Genomic DNA, 21,140 nt, shown 5'->3' with positions numbered 1-21,140 from the left:
AAGGGACTTTCGCGGCGCTCTACGGGCGGACCGAGGGGGTAACGCGAGGTAACCCGGCTGCCGCGGCGTATCGCGTGGGGCGAAGGTCCCGGTACAGGGCGGGCATCATTGCCCACCCGGAGTCCTGGTGTGATGCCCGGCGGACACGGGATCGAAACCGCCGAGTAACGGACTACTTATGTTGCCTCCTGCATAGTGTCTCACTCCCAGGCGGGTCAGCCTATGGCTGCACCGATCCAGGTTCCCAGGACGTACGTCACACCGGCGGCCGCGCCGCCGAGCAGCAGCTGGCGCAGGCCGCTGTACCACCACGACCGGGCGGTGACCCGGGCGACGACCGCGCCGCAGGCGAAGAGCCCGGCCAGCGCGAGCAGCACCGCCGGCCACAGGGCCGTGGCGCCGAGCAGGTAGGGCAGTACGGGGAGCAGGGCGCCCAGCGCGAAGGACCCGAAGGACGAGACGGCGGCGACCAGCGGCGACGGCAGGTCGTCGGGGTCGATGCCGAGCTCCTCGCGGGCGTGGATCTCCAGCGCCTGCTCGGGGTCGCGGGAGAGCTGCATGGCGACCTCGCGGGCGAGCGCCGGCTCCACGCCGCGGGACACGTAGAGCTCGGCCAGCTCCTCCATCTCGTCGACGGGGTGCTTGCGCAGCTGCTGCCGCTCGATGTCGAGCTCGGCGAGGACCAGCTCGCGCTGCGAGGCCACGGAGGTGTACTCGCCGGCGGCCATCGAGAAGGCTCCGGCGGCGAGGCCGGCGAGGCCCGTGATCACCACGGTCTGCGGGGCGACGGCTCCGCCGGCCACGCCGGTCATGAGGGCGAGGTTGGAGACGAGCCCGTCCATCGCACCGAAGACGGCCGGCCGCAGCCATCCACCGTTGACGTCGCGGTGGGTGTGGTTGTCGCGATGGGCGGTGTGCAGCGGTGCTTCGGTGTCGATGATGGACATGCCTGGTATCTCCCCTTGTCTCCCCATTGGTGCGAACGGACGCCGTGACGCGTCCCGCTCCCCCTGAACACCTCGAAACTACGCACGATTTTCGTGGTCCGCCAGCAAGGAAGGCCGTACTTACCTGCGGTTTTACGGGTCGGCGACCGGGTGACCCCGATGTTCCCGGGGTGTTTCGCGGCGCGCGACAAACCGTATGACATGGCACAAATCCCCCAAGGGCTCATGATGAGCCCATCCACGTGGGAGAGGCGCGCCATGGAGCCGGTGAAGCAGGTTGCATGCAATCCGCAGGTCCTCCTCGAACGGGCCAGGGGCGCTCTTCTGGGACTCGCGGTGGGCGACGCGCTCGGCGCCCCCGCGGAGAACATGAAGCCGTCGCAGATCCGGGCGAAATGGGGCCGCATCGAGGGCTTCGTGACGGATGACCCGGTGGGCACGGACGACACCGAGTACGCGATCTTCTCGGGGCTGCTCCTGGCCCGCCACGGCTCGGCGCTCACCGTCTCCCACGTCGAGCGGGCGTGGCACCACTGGATCGCGGACCTCGACGAGGGCCCATTCCGCGGTGCGGGGTTCTCCGAGCGCGGCACGCTGGAGAACCTCCGCCGGGGCCTGGCGGCGCCCATCTCGGCCCAGCACCGGCACGCGTGGTCGGACGGACTGGCCATGCGGGCCGCGCCGTTCGGCGTGTTCGCGGCGGGGCGGCCGGCCGAGGCGGCGCGACTGGTCGCCATCGACGGCACGGTCAGCCACGACGGCGAGGGCATCTACGGCGGCCAGGCGGTCGCGGCGGGCGTGGCGGCGGCCATGGCGGGCGGCAGCCCGGCGTCCGTCGTCTCCGCCGCCCTCTCGGTCATCCCGTCGGACTCCTGGACGGCCCGCTCCCTGCGCCGGGCGGTCACCGCCGCCCCGCGCGGGGAACGGGCGGTGCGTTCGGCGGTGGTCATCGGCGGCTACCCGTGGACGGACCTGGCGCCGGAGGCGGTGGGCCTGGCCTTCGGCGCGTTCGCCGCCTCCGGCGGAGACTTCGCCACCTCCGTCCTCACCGCCGTGAACATGGGCCGCGACGCGGACACCACCGCCGCTGTGTCGGGCGCCCTGGCCGGCGCGATGGCGGGTGCCACGGCGATCCCCACCGCCTGGGGCTCGGCGATCGGGCCGGTACGCGGCAGCTGCCTCCCGTCGATGCGGGGCTACCACGTCCTGGACATCGCGGACCTCCTCACCCCGGAATACGAGGCCGCCCGATGACCCAGACCCCTCTCAACGAACCCGCCCCCTTGCAGGAACCCGCCCCGCCGCCGCCCTCGGCGACAGACCCGGCGCCCCCCGCGGAACGCGGGCCGGACGAGCGGTCGCAGGCCGTACCGACCAGGGCCGGCAACGGCGCGGACCCGGGCCTGAGAGCCCAGCCACAGCTCGTACCGGCAAACCCGGCGGGCCTCGCGGGAGCGAGGCCGCAGCCCCCGACGGGCGACCCGGCGGCCCCCGCGGAACGCGGGCCGGACGGGCGACTGCGGCACCCCGGCCCGGGGTCCGACGCAGGCGAGGGCCTGGGCCCGGGGGCGCGGACACGGCCCGTACCGATCAGCCTGACGGCAGGCCACGGTGCCGGGTCCCAGCCGGTGGCGGCCGGCCTCCCGCGCCGGGGCGCTCCGTCGGACCGGGCCGCCTCCGCGCCGACGGCGGACGGGCGGCCGCAGGCCGTACCGGCTGCGGAGGCCCGGGCCGGCGCCGTGGCGGCGGGCTCGGGCGGACGGTTGCTGCCCGTGCCGGCCGGCACGCCGCTGCGGGCGGTGGCGGACGCCCGGCCCGCCGGGCTTGCGGCGCCGGACGAGGCCGCTCCGCTGCGGGCCGTCATCCGGTCCTTGCCGGCGCCGCACCCCGCGGACACCCGGCCGGCGCAATCGGCGACCCACGACCGCCGCCCCATCGAAGGCCTCCTCCTCGGGCTCGCCGCAGGCGACGCGGCCGGCTGGCCCGCGGCCCGCCACCGCGCCAGCCGGATGCCCGAGTGGACCCGCCGCCTCACCCGTGAGCTCGACACCTTCGCCGAACAGAACGCCACCACCACCCTCCCCGTCCCCATCGCCCTCAACCAGCCCCCCGAGCCGCTGCGCCTCGGCCCCTCCGACGACGCCGAGTGGGCGGCCTTCGTGGCCGAGTCCGTCCTCACCGCCGCCGGTGTCCTCCTCAGCGACCTCTCCCGCTCCCGCCGCATGCGCGCCGCCATCGACCTCGCCTGGAACGCCCTCGCCTCCGAAGTCGCCGCGGCAGCGGAACGCGCACCCGAAGTCGAGTCCGCCGTGCTGCCCCTGCGGGCGCGGATCTCCGTACGCGCCGGCCTCGGCAACCTCGCCACCGGCCTGCGCCCGCCCGCCACCGGCCACGACAACCCGCACTACTTCGACGACGCCGCCTGCATCCGCGCCTGCGTCCTCGCCGTCGTCCACCCCGGCGACGCCGAGGCAGCCGCCGACCTCGCCGAGTTCGACGCCCGCTACACCCAGGACGGCGACGGCGTGCACGGCGCCCGCGCCATGGCGGCCGCCGTCGCCACCGCCCTCACCACCGCCGATGTCGACGCCGCCGTGGACGCCGCCCTCGCCCAGCTCCCCGCGGCCACCGAGATCGGCCGCAACGCCCGCCACGCCGTCGGACTGGCCCGCGCCCACGCGGACGGCGGCGCCTTCGCCATCGTCCCGACCCTCGAACACGAGATCGTGGACCACGTGTACAGCTACGGCATCGCCGCCGCCGAGACCGTCCCCGTGGCCCTCGCCCTCGCGACCGCCGCCCGCGGAAGGACGACCGAGGCCGTACCGGCCGCCGCGTGCCTGTCCCGCGTCGCGGACTCCGCCCCCGCCCTCGCCGGCGCGCTCACCGGGGTGATCGGCGGCGGCGACTCGATCCCCGCCGCCTGGCGCGAGGCCTGCCGCACCCTCTCCGGCTGCGCGCTCCCCCGCCTCGCCGGCACCGACCTCGTGCAACTGGCCGCGCTCCTCGCCGGCACCGAGCTCACCTCGCCCAAGGCCGCCCCTCCGGAGCGGAGGCCGCACGTGTGATCGGCGACTTTCAGCCCCGCGACGACGCTCAGGACGTGTCGACCACGCCCGCGCGGGCCCGCCCGGGGCAAGGTGGTAGACCTCCCGCACGCACTGGCTGCGACCAGGGTTTCCGGACAAGGAGAGTGGAATGACGCTCACGTTGGAGGACCGGGCCTGCGGGGCCCTCGTCGGCGCCGCCGTCGGTGACGCGCTCGGCGGCCCCGTGGAGGGCTGGACACCGGACCAGATCGTCGAACGGCACGGCGGCCGCGTCCACGGCATCGTCGGCCCGTGGCACGAGAACTGGCGCACGGCCCGCCCCATCGCCCCGTACCACAAGGGCGACGGGCACGTCACGGACGACACCTTGATGACCCACGCGCTGGTCCGGGTCTACGAGACCGTACGGGACCACCTCGACGCCTACGCCGTCGCCGAGCACCTGGTCCCCGACCTGATGTCCACCCCGCGCTGGATCCCCGAGCTGGAGGCGGAGGCACTGCCGTTGCAGCGGGTCTTCCTCGCGGAGAAGTGGATGGTGACCCGCCTGCACTACGCGCACGTCGACCCCCGCGAGGCCGGCACCGGCAACATCGTCAACTGCGGTGCGGCCATGTACATGGCTCCAGTGGGCATCGCCAACGCGGGCAACCCGGCGGGGGCCTACGCGGAGGCCCTCGACATCGCCGGCGCGCACCAGTCCTCGTACGGGCGGGAGGCGGCGGGGGTGTTCGCGGCGGCCGTGGCGGCGGCGTGCATGCCGGGGGCGACGGCCGCGAGCGTGGTGGACACGGCGCTGTCCCTGGCGAAGGACGGCACGCGGGCGGCGATCGCGGCCGTCCGCGAAGCGGCTCGCGCCCACCGGGACTTCGAGTCGGCGCTCGCGCCGCTGCGGGCGGCGGTGGCCCCGTACGACTCGGTCGGCCCGGACTACCGCAGCCCGTCGCTCGACGCCCGCCGCCCGTCCCGCCTCCATGCCATCGAGGAACTCCCGATCGCGCTGGGGATGCTGCTCGTCGCGGACGGCCGGTACGAGGGGGCCGTGCTCGGGGCGGTCAACTACGGGCGGGACTGCGACTCCATCGCCACCATGGCGGGGGCGATCGCCGGAGCCCTGGGCGGCGAGGCGGCGGTCCCGGCCGTCTGGGCGAAGCAGGTCGCCGAGGCCAGCCGCCTGGACCTGCACGCCCCGGCCGTGGCGCTGGCCGCGGTGACCCGGGAGATCTTCGCCCACGACCGTGCCCGCCGCCGCGCCCACGAATCGGCCTTCGCCACGATCGCCACCCCCCGATGACCCCTTCCCCGCCCTGCGGCCCCTCCCTCCCCACCGGCCCCACGACGCCCCGGAGGGCGGGTCCCGGCACGCCGGAGCCGCCACACGCCGCCGCTACCCGTCAGGCGGCCGACGCCCGTCCCCCTTCCACCAGCCGGTTCCCGGGCGAGGGGGAGACGCCGTCCACCGGGCCGAAGGCTGCCCGCCGGGCGGCCGGAGCGGGCGTCGACGCTCGCGACCGCCCCAGTGCCCCCGGCACAGCCGCCGGCCAGCACCCGGCCGACGGCTCGGCCTCCGCCCACCCGAAGCCCGGCCCCGGCTCAGCACCCCCGACGGCGGGCCCCGGCACGCCGGAGCCACCACTCGCCCCTCGGGAACCCGCCGCCGGGCCCGAGCCCCGCGCAGCAACCGGTCCGCACCCGGCTACCGCGGGCACCGCGAGGGCGGCCCTTGTCGGCGTACCCGCCGCCGGGCCCGTGGCGGACCCGGCGGCGGCCGACAGGCACTCGGCCGGACCATCGGCGGATGGGTCCCGCGCCCGCGGCGGCGGGGGCGACGGTGTGCGGCTGACCTGGGCCCAGCCCGAGGATCTCGTGGGGCACGAGCTGCGCCAGGCGGCCGAGGACGGCCGCGACGCCGGCCCCGCCCTGCGGGCGTGGTCCGCCGCGGGGGGGCACCCGGCGCCCGAGCGCGCCGGGGCCTCGCCGGCCCCGGCGCCCCCGCACCTGCGTGCGCTGGCGGCCCGTCTGCTGGACGAACTCGCCCACCTGCCCTCCCCGTCGTCCGCCGACGAGCCGACCTCCTGGGACGCCATCGTCGCGGCCTGCCCCCCGCCACCCGCCGACCCGCCGCGCCCCCGCCCCGGCCGTGAGCCCGCGGATCCGGACCCGGAAGCCGAGGGCAGGACGCAGCCCGCACACCCCGGACGCGCCACCGCCGACCCGGGGCCCCGGGCGCGCAGCCAGGACCCCCGAACACTGCCGCAAGGCCCCCGCCCCGGCCGTGGGGCCGCAGGCTCGGACCCGGAAGCCGAGGGCGAGGCACGCCCCGGGCGCGCCACCGCCGACCCGGGGCGCCCTGTCCGCGGCCAGGAGTCCCGAGCGCTGCCGCAGGGCACGAGACCGGTGGCCGGGCCCGCGCCGGGGTGCCGGGCGCGGGCCTCATCCGCGGAGGGACCCGCGCGGGTCCCTCCGCGCGGGACCTGCCCCGACCCGTACCAGCTCCCGGGCGGGCTGTGGGGGCGGCTGGAGGCCGCGTGGGTCGGGCGGGCCGTCGGGTGCCTGCTCGGCAAGCCCGTCGAGAAGCTGCCCCTCGACGGGATCCGGGCGCTGGCCCGCGCCGCGGGCAACTGGCCGCTGGACGACTGGTTCACCGCTCGCGGAGTCCCCGCGGAGCTGCTGGCCGCGTACCCCTGGAACCGCCGCTCCGCCCCCACCTCCCTCGCCGAGAACATCGACGGCATGCCCGAGGACGACGACCTCAACTACCCGCTGCTGAACCTGCGCCTGCTCCAGCGCTTCGGCAAGGGCTTCACCACCGCCGACGTCGCCCGCCTGTGGCTCGACGAGCTGCCCGCCGGTCGGACCTTCACCGCCGAGCGCGTCGCGTACCGCAACCTCCTGCTCGGCCTGGAGCCCCCCGCCACGGCCACCCACCACAACCCCTTCCGCGAGTGGATCGGCGCCCTCATCCGCGCCGACGTGCACGGCTGGACCAACCCCGGCGACCCGCACGCCGCCGCGGCCCAGGCCTATCGGGACGCCGCCCTGACGCACACCGGCAACGGCGTCTACGCCGCCCTCTTCGTCGCCGCCGCCACCGCCACCGCGGCCACCGGCCGAGCGGACGTCCACACCGCGCTGCGGGCCGGACTGGCCGCCGTACCGCCCCGTTCCCGGCTCGCCGAGGCGATCCGCTTCGGGATCCGGGCGGCCACCGAGGACGCCGACTTCGAATCCGTAGTCGACCGGCTGCACGCCCGCTACGGGCACTACCACTGGGTCCACGCCGTCCCGAACACCGCCCTGATCGCCGCCGCCCTCACCCACGCCGACGGGGACTTCACCCGTTCCGTCTGCCGAACCGTGTCCGGCGGCTGGGACACCGACTCCAACGGGGCCACCGCCGGCGCCCTCGCGGGGCTGCTCGCCGGCTCCCCGGAACGGATCCCCCACCGCTGGACCGCCCCCCTCAAGAACCGCCTCGCCACCACCGTCCCCGGCTTCGACGGCATCGGTTTCGACACCCTCGCCCACCTCACCGCACAGGAGGCAGCACGCTCATGACGGCCATCGCCGTGCTCGGCAGCACCAACATGGACCTCGTCGCCTACGTCCCCAAGGCCCCCCTCCCCGGGGAGACGGTGACCGGCCGCGCCTTCCGGACCGTCCCCGGCGGCAAGGGCGCCAACCAGGCCGTCGCCGCCGCCCGCTCCGGCGGGAAGGTGGTGATGATCGGCGCGGTCGGGGCCGACGAGTTCGGCGTACGGCTGCGCTCCGCGCTCACCGCCGCCGGCGTCGAGACGGCGGGCCTGCGCACCGTCGAGGGCGCCAGCGGCACCGCGCACATCACCGTGGACGACGAGGGCGGCAACCGCATCGTCGTCATCCCGGGCGCGAACGGCAGCGTCACCGGCCTGGAAGCGGGGGACGAGGCCCGGATCGCCGCCGCCGGCGCCCTCCTCCTCCAGCTCGAACTGCCGCTGCCCGCCGTACTCGCCGGCGCCCGTGCCGCCCGAGCGCACGGCGTCCGTACGGTGCTCACCCCGGCCCCGGCGCAGCCCCTGCCCGCCGAACTCCTCGCCGCCACCGACCTCCTGGTGCCCAACGAGCACGAGGCGGCCACCCTGACCGGCCTGACCGATCCGCGGCAGGCCGCCGAGGCACTGCTGACCACCGTGTCCGAGGTGGTGATCACCCTCGGCGCGGCGGGGGTCCTCCACGCGGCGCGCGGCCAGGACCCGCTGACCGTGCCCGCGCCCCGGGTCCGGGCCGTGGACACCACCGCCGCCGGGGACACCTTCGTCGGGGCCCTGGCGGTGGCCCTGGGCGAGGGCCGGCCGATGCCCGAGGCACTGCGCTGGGCCTCGGCGGCGGCCGCGCTCTCCGTGCAGCGCCACGGCGCCCAGGATTCGATGCCCACGCGCGCCGAGACGGACTCCTTCGCCCTGGCCGGGTGGGAGGCGGAGCACGGGCAGGCGGCCCCGGCCGCCGCCTCCGGCCCCGGCGACGCCGAGGCCGAGGCCGGAGCCGCCTCGTGACGTACTCCGCCGGGGCCGGGAGTGTGCCGGGGCGGTCCCCGCAGGGCGCCGAACGCACCGCCGCCGCACTGTCGGACCCCGAGCACCGTTCGGCGCCCGAGGAGACGCCCCGGCGCGCGCCCGGCCCCGCCGAAGCCCCCGCCCCCACCGGAGCCCCCGGCACGGGCACCGCACCCCAACCCGCCGACGCCCGGCCAGGGCCACGGGCAGGGCAAGGGCATGGACCCGGGCCGCTGCGCGGGCTGCGGGTGCTGGACCTCGCGACCCTCTTCGCCGGGCCGCTCGCCGCGACCCTGCTCGGTGATTTCGGCGCCGAGGTCGTCAAGGTCGAACACCCGGCCGTCCCCGACCCCTCCCGCGGTCACGGCCCCGCCAAGGACGGGATCGGCCTGTGGTGGAAGCTGCTCGGCCGGAACAAGCGGACCATCACCCTCGATCTGTCCACCCCCGGCGGCCGGGACACCCTGCTGCGGCTCGCCGCCACCGCCGACGTGGTCATCGAGAACTTCCGCCCCGGCACCCTGGAGCGGTGGGGCCTGGGCTGGCCCGAGCTGTCCGCCGCCAACCCGCGCCTGGTCCTGGCCCGCGTCACGGCCTTCGGCCAGCAGGGCCCGTACGCCCACCGCCCCGGCTTCGGCACCCTCGCCGAGGCCATGAGCGGCTTCGCCGCAGTCACCGGGGAGCCGGACGGCCCGCCGACCCTGCCGCCCTTCGGGCTCGCCGATTCGATCGCCGCGCTGACCTGCGCGTATGCCGTGATGACGGCGCTCGCCGGGCGCGACCGCACCGGGCACGGGCAGGTCGTGGACCTGGCCATCATCGAGCCGATCCTCACCGTGCTCGGCCCGCAGCCGCTCTGGTACGACCAGCTGGGCTACGTCCAGCCGCGCACCGGCAACCGCTCCGCCAACAACGCCCCCCGCAACACCTACCGCAGCGCCGACGGCCGCTGGCTGGCGGTCTCCGCCTCCGCCCAGTCGATCGCCGAGCGCGTGATGCGGCTGGTCGGCCGGCCGGACCTGATCGCCCAGCCGTGGTTCGCCACCGGTGACGGGAGGGCCCGGCACGCCGACGTCCTCGACGAGGCGGTCGGCGGCTGGATCGCCCGCCGCAAGGCGGAGGAGGTCGTCGGCGCCTTCGAGGACGCCGAGGCGGCCGTCGCGCTGGTCTACGACGTCCGCGACGTGATGGCCGACCCGCAGTTCGCGGCCCTCGACACGGTGACCGAGATCGAGGATCCGGAGCTGGGCCCCCTGCGGATGCAGAACATCCTCTTCCGGCTGTCCGATACCCCCGGCGGGATCCGCTGGGCCGGCCGCCCGCACGGCGCGGACACGGCCAAGGTGCTGGCCGAGCTCGGACTGACCGGCTCCGAGATCACCGCGCTGCGAACCGAGGGGGCACTGTGATCCTGACCTGGCTGTACGCGCCCGGCGACCGCCCCGCGGTGGTCGCGAAGGCTCTGGCCTGCGGGGCCGACGCCGTCATCGTCGACCTGGAGGACGCGGTGGCGGCCTCCCGCAAGGAGTACGCCCGTGCCGCCACCGTCGAGCTGCTCGCCGAGCGGCCCGCGGTCCCCGTCCACGTCCGCGTCAATGCCCTCGACTCCCCGTGGGGCGGCGCCGACCTCACCGCGCTCGCCGGGCTGCGCGGGCTCGCGGGACTGCGGCTGCCCAAGATCAGTGCCCCGGAGCAGATCGCCGCGGCCGCCGACCGCGCGGGAGGGGTGAGCCTGCACGCCCTGCTGGAGTCGGCGCTGGGCGTGGAGCGCGCGTACGAGATCGCCCGCGCGCACCCGGCCCTGCGCGGGCTCTCCCTCGGCGAGGCGGACCTGCGGGCGGACCTGGCGGTCGGCGCGGAGGAGGGACTGGACTGGTGCCGCTCCCGGGTGGTGGTCGCGGCGCGCGCCGCCGGTCTGGCGCCCCCGGCCCAGTCGGTGTTCCCCGACATCCGGGACCTGGAGGCGCTGGCGGTCTCCTGCGCGCGCGGCCGGTCCCTCGGCTTCCTCGGCCGGGCCGCGATCCACCCGCGCCAGCTCCCGGTGATCGAGCGGGCCTACCTCCCGGCGCCCGAGGAGGTGAGCGCCGCGGTGGAGGTGCTCAGCGCGGCTCGGGCCGCGCCCGGCGCGCTGGCCCTGCCCGACGGCCGGTTCGTGGATCCGGCGGTCGTGGCGTCGGCGCACCGCACCCTCGCGCTGGCCGCGCGGAACCCGGTCCATTGAGAACCCGCCGTCCGCGCCGGCGCGGACACCGCCACCCCGGCGGAAGCCAGAACGCTTGCCGGGTGCGGCGCCGTGACGGGGGCGGCGGCGCCGCCGTCAGGCCTTGTCGGCCTCCGGGGCCTCGGCGTCGACGGCCGGCTGGCGCAGGTCGGCCTTGACGGCGCCCTCCCGTACCTCGGCGTCGGCGCGCGGGGCGCGGGTCGGCAGGGAGTCCTTCGGCACGGAGCCGGACTCGGACTCGGACTCGGACTCGGCCGTGCCGTCCGTCCTGTCCTCGGCCTTGTCGTCGGACGTGCCCTCCTCGGCCTCGGACTTGCCCTTGCCGTCCTTGCCGCCGGGGGCGTCGGGCTCGACGACCTCCTCGCGGCCCGGCCGCAGCTTCGCGGAGAGCACGAAGTAGACGACGGCGAGCACGAAGACGACGATCGAGGTCCAGACGTTCAGCCGGACGCCCAGGATGTGGTGCGCCTCGTCGACGCGCATGTACTCGATCCAGCCGCGGCCGACGCAGTACGCGGCCACGTACAGGGCGAACGCCCGGCCGTGCCCGAGCTTGAAGCGGCGGTCGGCCCAGATGACCAGGAAGGCGACGCCGATGCACCACAGCGACTCGTACAGGAAGGTCGGGTGATAGGTCCCGGCGTCCCGGTTCGGGCCGGCGCTGATCTCGACCGCCCACGGCAGGTCGGTGGCCCGGCCGTAGAGCTCCTGGTTGAACCAGTTGCCCCAGCGGCCGCAGGCCTGGGCCAGGGCGATGCCGGGGGCGAGGGCGTCGGCCCAGGCCGGCAGCGGGATGCCGCGCAGCCGGCAGCCGATCCAGGCACCCACCGCGCCGAGCGCGATGGCGCCCCAGATGCCGAGGCCGCCCTCCCAGATCTTGAAGGCGTCGACCCAGTTGCGGCCCTCGCCGAAGTAAAGCTGGTAGTCGGTGATCACGTGGTAGAGGCGACCGCCGACCAGCCCGAACGGCACCGCCCACACGGCGATGTCCGCGACCGTGCCCGGCTTTCCGCCGCGCGCGATCCAGCGCTTGTTGCCGAGCCAGACGGCGACGAAGACGCCGATGATGATGCAGAACGCGTAGCCGCGGAGCGGGATCGGTCCGAGATGGATCACGCCGGTCGACGGACTGGGGATGTAAGCAATGTCCATGGCAGACCTGACGCTACCCTGCCGGACGGTGCATACCGCAACCCGCCCGGCAGGGTCGAAACCAAATCCAGACATGGATCGGCGGAAGTCAGTCCCCCGAGGACCCGGTCCCGGTGCCGTTGCCCGACCTGGTGCCGGAACCGATCACGGAGCCGTTCGCGGTGCCCTTCGAGGCCGTCGACGCCGTCCTCGACGCCGAAGGTGAGGCCTTCGCCCCGCCCTTCCCGGTGTCCTTGCCCGCGTCCTTCCCGGTGTCCTTGCCGGACTCCTTGCCCGTCTCCTTCTCCGCGCCCTTGGCCCCGGCTCCCCCGGAGCCCTTGGCGCCCGCCTCCACCTGCTCCTTCAGCTTCTGCGGGGTCAGCGGGGCGGCCTGGTCGGAGAAGATGTCCTTGCCGTCGAGCAGCACGGTCGGCGTGCCGCGGAACTTCCCTGCGGCGAAGGCCTCGTGCGACTTGGCCACCCAGCTGTTGTGCGTGCCGTCCTCGACGCACTTGCGGAACTCGGGTGTGTCCAGCCCCTCGACCTTGCCCGCCAATTCCAGCAGCTTGGCGTTCTTGCCGTAGGCGTCGTCGACCTCCTGCGGCTGGTTCTGGAAGAGGACGTCGTGGTACTCGGCGAACTTTCCGGCGTCCTGCGCGCAGGCCGCCGCGTTGGCGCCCTTCAGGGAGCCGCTGCCGCCCATGTTCCCGTCGATGAGCGTGACCAGGTGGTAGTCCACCTTGAGCAGGCCCTTGGCCTCCAGCTCGTGGACGGTGTCCCGGTAGCTGTCCTCGAAGGACTTGCAGGCCGGGCAGCGGAAGTCCTCCCACACGGTGAGGGTGGACTTCGCCTCGGGCTTGCCCGTCCGGATGGCGAGGGCGTCCTTGCCGGTGGCGCCGGAGGGGGCGACCACCGGGCCCGCCGAGTCGGACTTGTCGCCCTTGCCGGCATTGGCCGCGATCACGCCCACGACCGTCGCCAGGCCCAGTACGCCGACCACCGCCGCCGCGACGATCAGGGTCCGCCGGCGCTTGTCCCGGGTCTTCTGCCGCTCACGCTCCGCTTGGAGTCGCTCCCGGGCCGATCGTTTCGTCGCATCGCGGTTCGCACCGTCGTTCTTCTCGCTCACGCTCCGCCAAACGAAGCAGGGAGGCACTCGCGTGCCTCCCTGCCGACCATTCCACCCGATCGGACTACAGAACCCGATCGGGTGTCCGGTTTGCCTCAGCCCCTGCGGACGCCCCGCGCGAGCTCGCCGGCCAGCGCCCGTACGGCGTCGAGCCCGGCCGGCAGGTCGGGCGCGTCCAGCAGCAGCTTCACGAAGGCCGAGCCGACGATCACGCCGTCGGCGAAGCCCGCGACCTCCTTGGCCTGGGCGGCGTTGGAGACGCCGAGGCCCACGCAGACGGGGAGCTCGGTCGTGGCCCGGGTGCGGCGGACCAGGTCCTGGGCCTGGTTGCCGACCGATTCGCGGGTTCCGGTGACGCCCATCAGCGAGGCGGCGTAGACGAAGCCGGAGCCGACCGCCGTGATGGTGGCCAGGCGCTCGTCCTTGCTGCTGGGGGCCACGACGAAGACGGTCGCCAGACCGTGCTTCTCCGCGTGCTCGCGCCACAGCGCGGACTCCTGGACCGGCAGGTCCGGCAGGATGCAGCCGGCCCCGCCCGCGGCCGCCAGCTCGGCCGTGAACCGCTCGACGCCGTAGCGGTCGATGGGGTTCCAGTAGGTCATCACCAGGATCGGGGCGCCGGTCGCCTCGTGGGCCTCGCGGACCGTGCGGAACACGTCGGCGATCTTGACGCCGCCGCGCAGGGCGATGTCGTCGGCGGTCTGGATGACCGGCCCGTCCAGGACCGGGTCGCTGTGCGGCAGGCCGATCTCGACGACGTCCGCGCCACCGGCGATGACGGCCTTGACCGCCTCGATGCCGCCGTCGACGGTCGGGAAGCCCGCGGGGAGGTAGGCGACGAGGGCCGCGCGGTCCTCGGACTTCGCCTTGGCGAGGGTGGCGCCCAGCAGCTCGATGTTGCCGCGCCCGTGCGTGGAACTCACTTGTCGTCCCCCTCGGAGAACTCGTTGTCGGCGACTTCACCGTCGGTGTCGTACAGGCCGAAGTAGCGGGCGGCCGTGTCCATGTCCTTGTCTCCGCGGCCGGACAGGTTGACGACCAGCAGGCCGTCCTTGCCCAGTTCCCGGCCCAGGTCCAGGGCGCCGGCGAGGGCGTGCGCCGACTCGATCGCCGGGATGATCCCCTCGGTGCGCGACAGCAGGCGCAGGGCCTGCATGGCGGCGTCGTCGGTGACCGCGCGGTACTCGCCGCGGCCGGTGTCCTTGAGGTAGGAGTGCTCCGGGCCGATGCCCGGGTAGTCCAGGCCCGCCGAGATGGAGTACGGCTCGGTGATCTGGCCCTCCTCGTCCTGGAGGACGTAGGAGCGGGAGCCGTGCAGGATGCCGGGCTCGCCGGCGGTCAGCGTGGCCGCGTGCTCGCCGGTCTCGACGCCGTGCCCGGCGGGCTCGAAGCCGACCAGGCGGACGTCCGCGTCCGGGATGAAGGCGTGGAAGAGGCCGATGGCGTTGGAGCCGCCGCCGACGCAGGCCGCGACGGCGTCGGGCAGCCGGCCGGCGCGCTCCAGGATCTGGCGGCGCGCCTCGACACCGATGACCCGGTGGAAGTCGCGGACCATCGCCGGGAAGGGGTGCGGGCCGGCGACGGTGCCGAAGAGGTAGTGGGTGCGGTCCACGTTGGCGACCCAGTCGCGGAACGCCTCGTTGATCGCGTCCTTCAGGGTCCGCGAGCCGGACTTCACCGCGATGACCTCGGCGCCCAGCATGCGCATGCGGGCGACGTTCAGCGCCTGGCGCTGCGTGTCGACCTCGCCCATGTAGATGGTGCATTCGAGGCCGAACAGGGCGCAGGCGGTGGCGGTGGCCACGCCGTGCTGGCCGGCGCCGGTCTCGGCGATCACGCGGGTCTTGCCCATGCGCTTGGTGAGCAGCGCCTGGCCCAGCACGTTGTTGATCTTGTGCGAGCCGGTGTGGTTGAGGTCCTCGCGCTTGAGGAAGATCCGCGCGCCGCCCGCGTGCTCGGCGAAGCGGGGCACCTCGGTGAGGGCGCTCGGGCGGCCGGTGTAGTTGACCATGAGGTCGTTGAGCTCGGCCGCGAAGGACGGGTCGCCCTTGGCCTTGTCGTACTCGACGGCGACCTCGTCCACGGCGGCGACGAGCGCCTCCGGGATGAACTTTCCGCCGAAGTCGCCGAAGTAGCCCTCGGCGTTGGGGACGTGACCCTCCGGGTCCGGGATGAAGAACTCGCTGGACATGATCCAGTGCTCCTACGGGTGCGAGATGCGGCGGGTGGTTTCACCGTATTGCGCCGCCCGCCCGTGCCGCGGGACACCCCGCTGGGGGATGTCGGCGTACGTGCGGAGCGGCCCGCTCCTGGAGCCGGTCGGCCCGGGCAGCAGGCCGTACGGGACCGCCTCGCGACGCGGTACGTCTCGCGTACCGGGCCGCGGCAGCCCTCGTTACGGCGCGTCTCCGCGGCGCCATCGCATGCCGTTGACCTGGCCGGGCTCGGAGCCGATCACGTACCGGACCCGCCGCCCGTGGACACGCCGGGCCGGGGCGCGGCAGCCGCGGGGGCGGCAGCCGCGCGCCAGGGGCGCGTACGCCGTCGGCACGCGCCGCGTGCGGACGGAGGGGCGGTCGTGGGCCATGGGACGGGTCAGCTCCGTCCGTGGCGCAGGGCGGGGTGGGCCCCGGCGGCGACGAGGTCGGCGACGGCCGCCTTCGGGTCGCGGCCGGTGACCAGGGACTCCCCGACGAGGACGGCGTCGGCGCCCTCGTTGGCGTAGGCGATCAGGTCGTGCGGTCCGCGGATGCCGGACTCGGCGACCTTGACGATGTGGGGCGGGATCTCGCCGACGACGCGCTCGAAGGTGGAGCGGTCGACCTTGAGGTCCTTGAGGTTGCGGGCGTTGACACCGATGATCTTGGCGCCGGCGGCCACCGCACGCTCCACCTCCTCCTCGTCGTGGACCTCGACGAGCGGGGTGAGGCCGATGGACTCGGCCCGCTCGATGAGGGAGACGAGGGCCTCCTGCTCCAGGGCGGCGACGATCAGCAGCGCGAGGTCGGCGCCGTAGGCGCGGGCCTCCCAGAGCTGGTACGCCGTGACGATGAAGTCCTTGCGCAGGATCGGGATGTCCACGCGGGCGCGGACGGCCTCCAGGTCGGCCAGCGAGCCGCCGAACCGGCGCTGTTCGGTGAGGACGGAGATGACCGCCGCACCGCCTGCCTCGTAGTCCGCGGCGAGCCCGGCCGGATCCGCGATCGCGGCCAGCGCACCCTTGGAGGGGCTGGAGCGCTTGACCTCGCAGATCACCTTGACGCCGTCGCCGCGCAGGGCCGCGACGCCGTCCTTGGCCTGGGGCGCCTTGGCGGCACGCTCCTTGAGCTCGTCGAGGCTCACGCGGGCCTGCCGTTCGGCAAGGTCTTCGCGGACCCCTTCGATGATCTCGTCGAGCACACTCACGCGAGCGGCCCCCTTCCGGGTCGATGACGGTCGGCCGCCCTGCAGACACGTACCACTGCAAGGTCGGCAATCAAATGGTATCCGGCGGAGGCGTCGCCCTCCGCACCCGGTTGACGGCGTCCCAGTAACTGGACATTCGGAATACGCCCTTCATCCCCGCTGTACACGGGGCTCAGGGCGCCAGCGCCGACCCGAAAGAGAAATTTCGGACAACGGCGAAAACCAGTAGCACCGCGCCCACCGCCCACCAGTGGCCGGGACGCAGGACGATCCTCGGGACCGGCCCGCCGCGCAAGGCGCGAACCAGCCACAGGGCCATGAAACCCGCGAAGACGAAGTAGCCGACGACGGCGAGGGCGTTCGACCCGAAAGCGGCGGCCAGGTCCCCGTGGGCGAACGCGTGCGCGCTGCGCAGCCCGCCGCAGCCCGGGCACAGGATGCCCGTCAGCCGCAGCAGCGGGCAGACCGGGTAGTGGCCCGGCTCATTGGGGTCCACGGTGCCCACGTACGTGAACGCCGCGCCGGCGGCCGCCAGGTAGAGCGCCGGGGCGGCGAGCCGCCCGGCCCGGGACGCCCGCTCGGCGGGCACCGAGGATACGGCGGGCACCGCAGGTACGGCAGGCACCGCAGGTACGGCGTGCCCGGCCGGCGGACCGGGCACGGCGTCGGGGGTGCTGGAGGCGTCCACCTGCTGATTCTCTCCGCTCACGACAAAAGGCGCAGCCCGGCGGGGCCGCGCCTTTCGGCTCTCTTCCAGGACCGGCGCAGACGGCGCGCTCAGGCCTTGGCAGGAACCTTGTTCGCGGCGATGACCTCGGCGAGGTCCTTGTGGGCGGCCTTCGGCGCGCCCATGCCCGCGGCCTTCATCGCCAGGCCGACGACACCGCCGAGCGCGACGACGACGAGACCGGCCCAGAAGCCCAGCGGGTTCGCGAGCACCATGAAGGCGCCGGAGATGCAGAAACCGATGAAGGCGATGATGACACCGGTCCAGGCGGCCGGGGTGTGTCCGTGGCTAGTGCCCGCCATGAGTTGCTCCTCGTTGCTCTGTCGCGCTGCTGTGTCGAACGTGCGGTCTGTGCGAACGCTCGGTGACATTGTCCCGCACCGGACGGCTTCGCCGTCCAGGGGGGTCGGCTCAGGGGCCGGGTCAGCGGGTCCGGTCGCCGCCCGGGTCCGCGGTCGGGTCCGCGGTCGGGTCCTCGCCGCGGTCCAGAGCCTTCCACAGATCTTCCGGCCGGTCGGGATCCACCGCCGCGACGGCCCGCGGACGTGGGCTGCCGTCACGCTCGTAGCGGCCTCCCATCGAGGGCCAGCCGCTGCCGAAGCGCAGCGCCAGCAGTCCGGCGGCCAGGATCAGGACCGCGCCGGCGGCCGTGACGTACGGCCACGTCGTCTGGGTCAGGCCGGCCACGTGGGCCGCGCTGTCCGCGGTCGTACGGACGGCCTGCGCGTCCAGGGCGCTGCGGCCGTCGGAGCCGAAGAGGGCCGACAGCGCCGCGCCGAGGCCGCTGAGGGCGAGCAGGCCCGACACCAGCAGCCGGCTCTTGCCCCGTACCGCGAAAACGGCGACCAGCGCGGCCAGGCCCACGATGGCCAGAGCCGCCGGGAGGCCGGTCACGGCCCGCCCGTCGGCGCTGAGCCGGAGCGAGTCGCTGCCGATGGCGGCGGTGCCCCGGGCCCAGACCCGGCCGGAGGCGAGCAGGACGACGGTGGCGCCGAGCGCGCCGAGCAGCAGCGCCGCGGCCACGCTGCGGCGGCTGCTGCGGCTGTCGGCGGCCTCGGGCCCGGGCTCGGCGGAGGCATCGGATCGGGGCGGGGGTACGGCACTCACGTACCCCACTATCCCCTACGCCCTCAGGAGCCGCTCAGGCGGTTCGCCGCTGCCACCGCGCGCAGCACGGCGGCGGCCTTGTTGCGGCACTCGTTGTCCTCCAGTTCGGGCACCGAGTCGGCGACGACACCGGCGCCGGCCTGCACGTACGCCGTGCCGTCGCGCAGCAGGGCCGTACGGATGGCGATGGCCGTGTCGGAGTCGCCGGCGAAGTCCAGGTAGCCCACGCAGCCGCCGTAGAGTCCGCGGCGGGAGGGCTCCAGCTCCTCGATGATCTGCATGGCGCGCGGCTTGGGCGCCCCGGAGAGGGTGCCGGCCGGGAAGCAGGCGGTGAGCACGTCGAATGCGGTCTTCCCCCCGGCCACGCGCCCCGTCACGGTGGAGACGATGTGCATGACGTGCGAGTAGCGCTCGATCGACATGAAGTCGACGACCTCCACCGATCCCGGCTCGCAGACCCGGCCGAGGTCGTTGCGGCCCAGGTCGACGAGCATCAGGTGCTCGGCGCGCTCCTTGGGGTCGGCCAGCAGCTCCTCGGCGAGGTCGTTGTCCTCCTGCGGGGTCGCGCCCCGGTGGCGGGTGCCGGCGATGGGGTGGACCATGGCCCGCCCGTCCTCGACCTTGACCAGCGCCTCGGGGCTGGAGCCGACGACGTCGAAGCCGTTCTCGAAGCGGAAGAGGTACATGTACGGGGACGGGTTGGTGGCGCGCAGCACCCGGTAGACGTCCAGCGCGGAGGCCTCGCAGGAGGTCTCGAACCGCTGCGAGGGCACCACCTGGAAGGCCTCGCCGGCCCGGATCCGCTCCTTGATGTCCTCGACGGCCGCCTGGTACTTCTCGCCGCCCCACAGGGCGGAGAACTCCGGCAGCTCGGAGGCGGGCAGCGGGGCCGGCACGTAGGGCGCGGGCCGGGCCAGGTCCGCCTCCATGGCGTCGAGGCGGGCCACGGCGTCCGCGTGGGCCTCGTCGACCCCGGAGTCGAGGTCGTTGTGGTTGATGGCGTTGGCGATGAGCTGGACGGTGCCGTCCCAGTGGTCCAGCACCGCGAGGTCGGAGGTGAGCAGCATCGTCAGCTCGGGCAGCTCCAGGTCGTCGCTGCCGTGCTCGCCGATGCGCTCCAGGCGGCGCACGATGTCGTAGCCGAGGTAGCCGACCATGCCGCCGGTGAAGGGGGGCATGCCGCCCGCCAGGTCGCGGGGCGTGTGCAGGGCCTCGACGGTGGCGCGCAGGGCGTCGAGCGGGTCGCCGTCGGTGGGTACGCCGACGGGCGGGGTGCCGATCCAGTGCGCGCGGCCGTCCCGGACGGTCAGGGTCGCGTCGCTGCGGACCCCGACGAAGGAGTACCGGGACCAGGACCGGCCGTTCTCCGCGGACTCCAGGAGGAAGGTGCCGGGGCGTTCGGCGGCCAGCTTGCGGTAGAGCCCGACGGGCGTGTCCCCGTCGGCGAGCAGCTTGCGGCTCACGGGGATGACGCGGCGGTCGGCCGCGAGCTTGCGGAACGTCTCAAGATCCATTGCGTGGGGACCCCTGCCTAGTCGGCTGCGCGGAGGAGGACATCGTCGTCGAAGCAGGTGCGGGCACCGGTGTGGCAGGCGGCTCCGACCTGGTCGACCTTGACGAGCACGGTGTCGGCGTCGCAGTCGAGGGCGACGGACTTGACGTGCTGGAAGTGGCCGGAAGTATCCCCCTTCACCCAATACTCCTGGCGGCTGCGCGACCAGTACGTGCAGCGGCCGGTGGTCAGGGTGCGGTGCAGGGCCTCGTCGTCCATCCACCCGAGCATGAGCACCTCACCGGTGTCGTACTGCTGGGCGATGGCCGGTACCAGCCCGTCGGCGGAGCGCTTGAGGCGCGCGGCGACGGCGGGGTCGAGGTTGCCGGGGCGGGGGGACGTACTCATGGAGCCATTGTGCCGGGCGAGGACGGGCGGAATGATCCATGTCCGCCTGATGGGCGGGCGTCCGGCGCGATCCGGTCGTAGGCTGGCTGGCATGTCTACCCATGCGAAGCGTGAACGCCTGCTGTTGGCGGACCTGTTGGAGGCGGCCGGCCCGGAGGCCCCCACGCTGTGCGACGGCTGGACCTGTCGCGAGCTGGCCGCGCACGTGGTCGTCCGGGAACGGCGGCCCGACGCGGCGGGCGGGCTCCTGCTGAACGTCCTGAAGGCCCGCTTGGACAAGGCGATGGAGGAGTACGCGGCCAAGCCGTACGAGGAGCTCATCCAGCTGATCCGGACCGGGCCGCCGCGGATGTCGGTGTACGCGCTGAAGCAGATCGACGAGGCGGCGAACGCGGTGGAGTTCTACGTCCACGCCGAGGACGTCCGCCGGGCCCAGCCCGACTGGTCCCCGCGTGAGCTGGACCCGGTGTTCTCGGACTCTCTGTGGTCCCGCCTGGAGAAGCTGGCCCGCCTGACAGGCCGCCGCTCGCCGGTGGGCCTGGTACTGCGCCGCCCGGACGGGCGAACGGCGGTGGCGCACAAGGGCGTGCCGGTGGTGACGGTGACGGGCGAGCCGGGGGAACTGACGCTGTTCTGCTTCGGCCGCCAGGCGTCTGCCGCGGTGTCGCTGGACGGCGAGAAGGACGCGATCGCCATGCTCACCGCTGCCGCCCTGGGCATCTAGCCCCCGCCTGCGGGCCGGTGCCCCGGGTACGGGCCGGTGCCTTGGGGGGCGCTGCCCCTGCTCCCCTCCGGCTGCGGGCCGGTGGCCGGTGGCCGCGCCTCAAAGGCCGGCGGGGCTGGGGTGTGCCCCCCGGGTCGGGGTCGGGACAGGGGGGTGGAGGTGCGGGGCCGCCGGGGGGTGTCTCCTCGGCTCGCGCGGGACTGACCTTCTCGGCCGTACCCGCCGGTGCGCGCTCGTCCTGCGGGGACACCCCCCACCGACCCCACA

Annotated in this window: 19 protein-coding genes and 1 pseudogene; 8 read left to right on the top strand and 12 right to left on the bottom strand. The window is 74.7% G+C overall.

What is annotated here, in order from left to right; translation table 11 throughout:
• Positions 1 to 215: 215 nt before the first annotated feature.
• The gene (locus tag AB0F82_RS29355; protein WP_362632688.1) at positions 216 to 947 is read right to left on the bottom strand and encodes a VIT1/CCC1 transporter family protein; all 732 of its coding nucleotides are present in this window, start codon (positions 945 to 947) and stop codon (positions 216 to 218) included.
• A gap of 258 nt (positions 948 to 1,205) precedes the next feature.
• On the opposite strand from AB0F82_RS29355, the gene AB0F82_RS29350 reads away from it, so the two are divergent.
• From AB0F82_RS29350 to AB0F82_RS29320, 7 genes are all read left to right on the top strand, one after another.
• A complete protein-coding gene (locus tag AB0F82_RS29350; RefSeq protein ID WP_362632686.1) occupies positions 1,206 to 2,201 on the top strand; it encodes an ADP-ribosylglycohydrolase family protein in 996 nt (331 codons plus the stop codon).
• Positions 2,202 to 2,710: 509 nt separating this feature from the next.
• Positions 2,711 to 4,015 carry an ADP-ribosylglycohydrolase family protein gene (locus tag AB0F82_RS29345; RefSeq protein WP_436842185.1) on the top strand — a complete coding sequence of 435 codons (1,305 nt, stop codon included), beginning with the start codon at positions 2,711 to 2,713 and terminating at the stop codon, positions 4,013 to 4,015.
• Between the two features lie 130 nt (positions 4,016 to 4,145).
• Complete coding sequence (locus AB0F82_RS29340) at positions 4,146 to 5,291, top strand: ADP-ribosylglycohydrolase family protein (RefSeq protein WP_362632684.1); 1,146 nt, start codon at positions 4,146 to 4,148, stop codon at positions 5,289 to 5,291.
• Positions 5,292 to 5,830: 539 nt separating this feature from the next.
• Entirely contained in the window at positions 5,831 to 7,555 is a 1,725-nt protein-coding gene (locus tag AB0F82_RS29335) for an ADP-ribosylglycohydrolase family protein (protein ID WP_362632682.1), read from the top strand.
• Positions 7,552 to 8,529: a ribokinase gene (gene rbsK, locus AB0F82_RS29330; protein WP_362632680.1), complete on the top strand. Its 978-nt coding sequence runs from the start codon at positions 7,552 to 7,554 to the stop codon at positions 8,527 to 8,529. Before AB0F82_RS29335 ends, rbsK begins: the two co-directional genes overlap by 4 nt.
• Before the next feature lie 233 nt (positions 8,530 to 8,762).
• Positions 8,763 to 9,938 (top strand): CaiB/BaiF CoA transferase family protein, encoded by a 1,176-nt coding sequence (locus AB0F82_RS29325; protein ID WP_362632781.1) that lies wholly within the window; start codon positions 8,763 to 8,765, stop codon positions 9,936 to 9,938.
• Complete coding sequence (locus AB0F82_RS29320) at positions 9,935 to 10,750, top strand: HpcH/HpaI aldolase/citrate lyase family protein (protein ID WP_362632678.1); 816 nt, start codon at positions 9,935 to 9,937, stop codon at positions 10,748 to 10,750. Before AB0F82_RS29325 ends, AB0F82_RS29320 begins: the two co-directional genes overlap by 4 nt.
• Before the next feature lie 96 nt (positions 10,751 to 10,846).
• Here the strand turns inward: AB0F82_RS29320 and lgt are convergent, their stop codons facing one another.
• The 11 genes and pseudogenes from lgt to hisI all read right to left on the bottom strand — a co-directional run bounded on the left by lgt (position 10,847) and on the right by hisI (position 20,149).
• A complete protein-coding gene (gene lgt, locus AB0F82_RS29315) occupies positions 10,847 to 11,902 on the bottom strand; it encodes a prolipoprotein diacylglyceryl transferase (protein WP_362632676.1) in 1,056 nt (351 codons plus the stop codon).
• A gap of 313 nt (positions 11,903 to 12,215) precedes the next feature.
• A pseudogene (locus tag AB0F82_RS29310) lies at positions 12,216 to 13,010 on the bottom strand (DsbA family protein); the annotation flags it as partial.
• 95 nt (positions 13,011 to 13,105) lie between these two features.
• Positions 13,106 to 13,933: a tryptophan synthase subunit alpha gene (trpA, locus tag AB0F82_RS29305; RefSeq protein ID WP_362632672.1), complete on the bottom strand. Its 828-nt coding sequence runs from the start codon at positions 13,931 to 13,933 to the stop codon at positions 13,106 to 13,108.
• Positions 13,930 to 15,201, bottom strand: a complete 1,272-nt coding sequence (trpB, locus tag AB0F82_RS29300; protein ID WP_356815548.1) for a tryptophan synthase subunit beta — start codon at positions 15,199 to 15,201, stop codon at positions 13,930 to 13,932. Before trpB ends, trpA begins: the two co-directional genes overlap by 4 nt.
• A 204-nt stretch (positions 15,202 to 15,405) precedes the next feature.
• Positions 15,406 to 15,597 (bottom strand): tryptophan biosynthesis modulator TrpM, encoded by a 192-nt coding sequence (gene trpM / locus AB0F82_RS29295; protein ID WP_045324077.1) that lies wholly within the window; start codon positions 15,595 to 15,597, stop codon positions 15,406 to 15,408.
• Positions 15,598 to 15,605: 8 nt separating this feature from the next.
• On the bottom strand, positions 15,606 to 16,415 hold the full coding sequence (trpC, locus tag AB0F82_RS29290; RefSeq protein WP_030032547.1) for an indole-3-glycerol phosphate synthase TrpC: 810 nt from the start codon (positions 16,413 to 16,415) through the stop codon (positions 15,606 to 15,608).
• A gap of 172 nt (positions 16,416 to 16,587) precedes the next feature.
• Complete coding sequence (locus tag AB0F82_RS29285; protein ID WP_390074986.1) at positions 16,588 to 17,124, bottom strand: DUF2752 domain-containing protein; 537 nt, start codon at positions 17,122 to 17,124, stop codon at positions 16,588 to 16,590.
• A gap of 68 nt (positions 17,125 to 17,192) precedes the next feature.
• Positions 17,193 to 17,444: an HGxxPAAW family protein gene (locus tag AB0F82_RS29280; RefSeq protein ID WP_030662148.1), complete on the bottom strand. Its 252-nt coding sequence runs from the start codon at positions 17,442 to 17,444 to the stop codon at positions 17,193 to 17,195.
• Positions 17,445 to 17,565: 121 nt separating this feature from the next.
• Entirely contained in the window at positions 17,566 to 18,258 is a 693-nt protein-coding gene (locus AB0F82_RS29275; protein ID WP_362632668.1) for a TIGR02234 family membrane protein, read from the bottom strand.
• Between the two features lie 14 nt (positions 18,259 to 18,272).
• Entirely contained in the window at positions 18,273 to 19,763 is a 1,491-nt protein-coding gene (locus AB0F82_RS29270) for an anthranilate synthase component I (protein ID WP_362632666.1), read from the bottom strand.
• Positions 19,764 to 19,780: 17 nt separating this feature from the next.
• On the bottom strand, positions 19,781 to 20,149 hold the full coding sequence (gene hisI, locus AB0F82_RS29265) for a phosphoribosyl-AMP cyclohydrolase (RefSeq protein ID WP_356815544.1): 369 nt from the start codon (positions 20,147 to 20,149) through the stop codon (positions 19,781 to 19,783).
• A gap of 91 nt (positions 20,150 to 20,240) precedes the next feature.
• Between hisI and AB0F82_RS29260 the strand changes: the two genes are divergently transcribed.
• Positions 20,241 to 20,873, top strand: a complete 633-nt coding sequence (locus tag AB0F82_RS29260; RefSeq protein ID WP_362632663.1) for a TIGR03085 family metal-binding protein — start codon at positions 20,241 to 20,243, stop codon at positions 20,871 to 20,873.
• The last annotated feature ends 267 nt before the right edge of the window (positions 20,874 to 21,140 follow it).

It is taken from the genome of Streptomyces virginiae (genome assembly GCF_040638905.1).
Taxonomy (GTDB): domain Bacteria; phylum Actinomycetota; class Actinomycetes; order Streptomycetales; family Streptomycetaceae; genus Streptomyces; species Streptomyces virginiae_B.
Note: the sequence above shows the minus strand (reverse complement) of the source record. Positions and strands in the feature narration are given on the sequence as shown.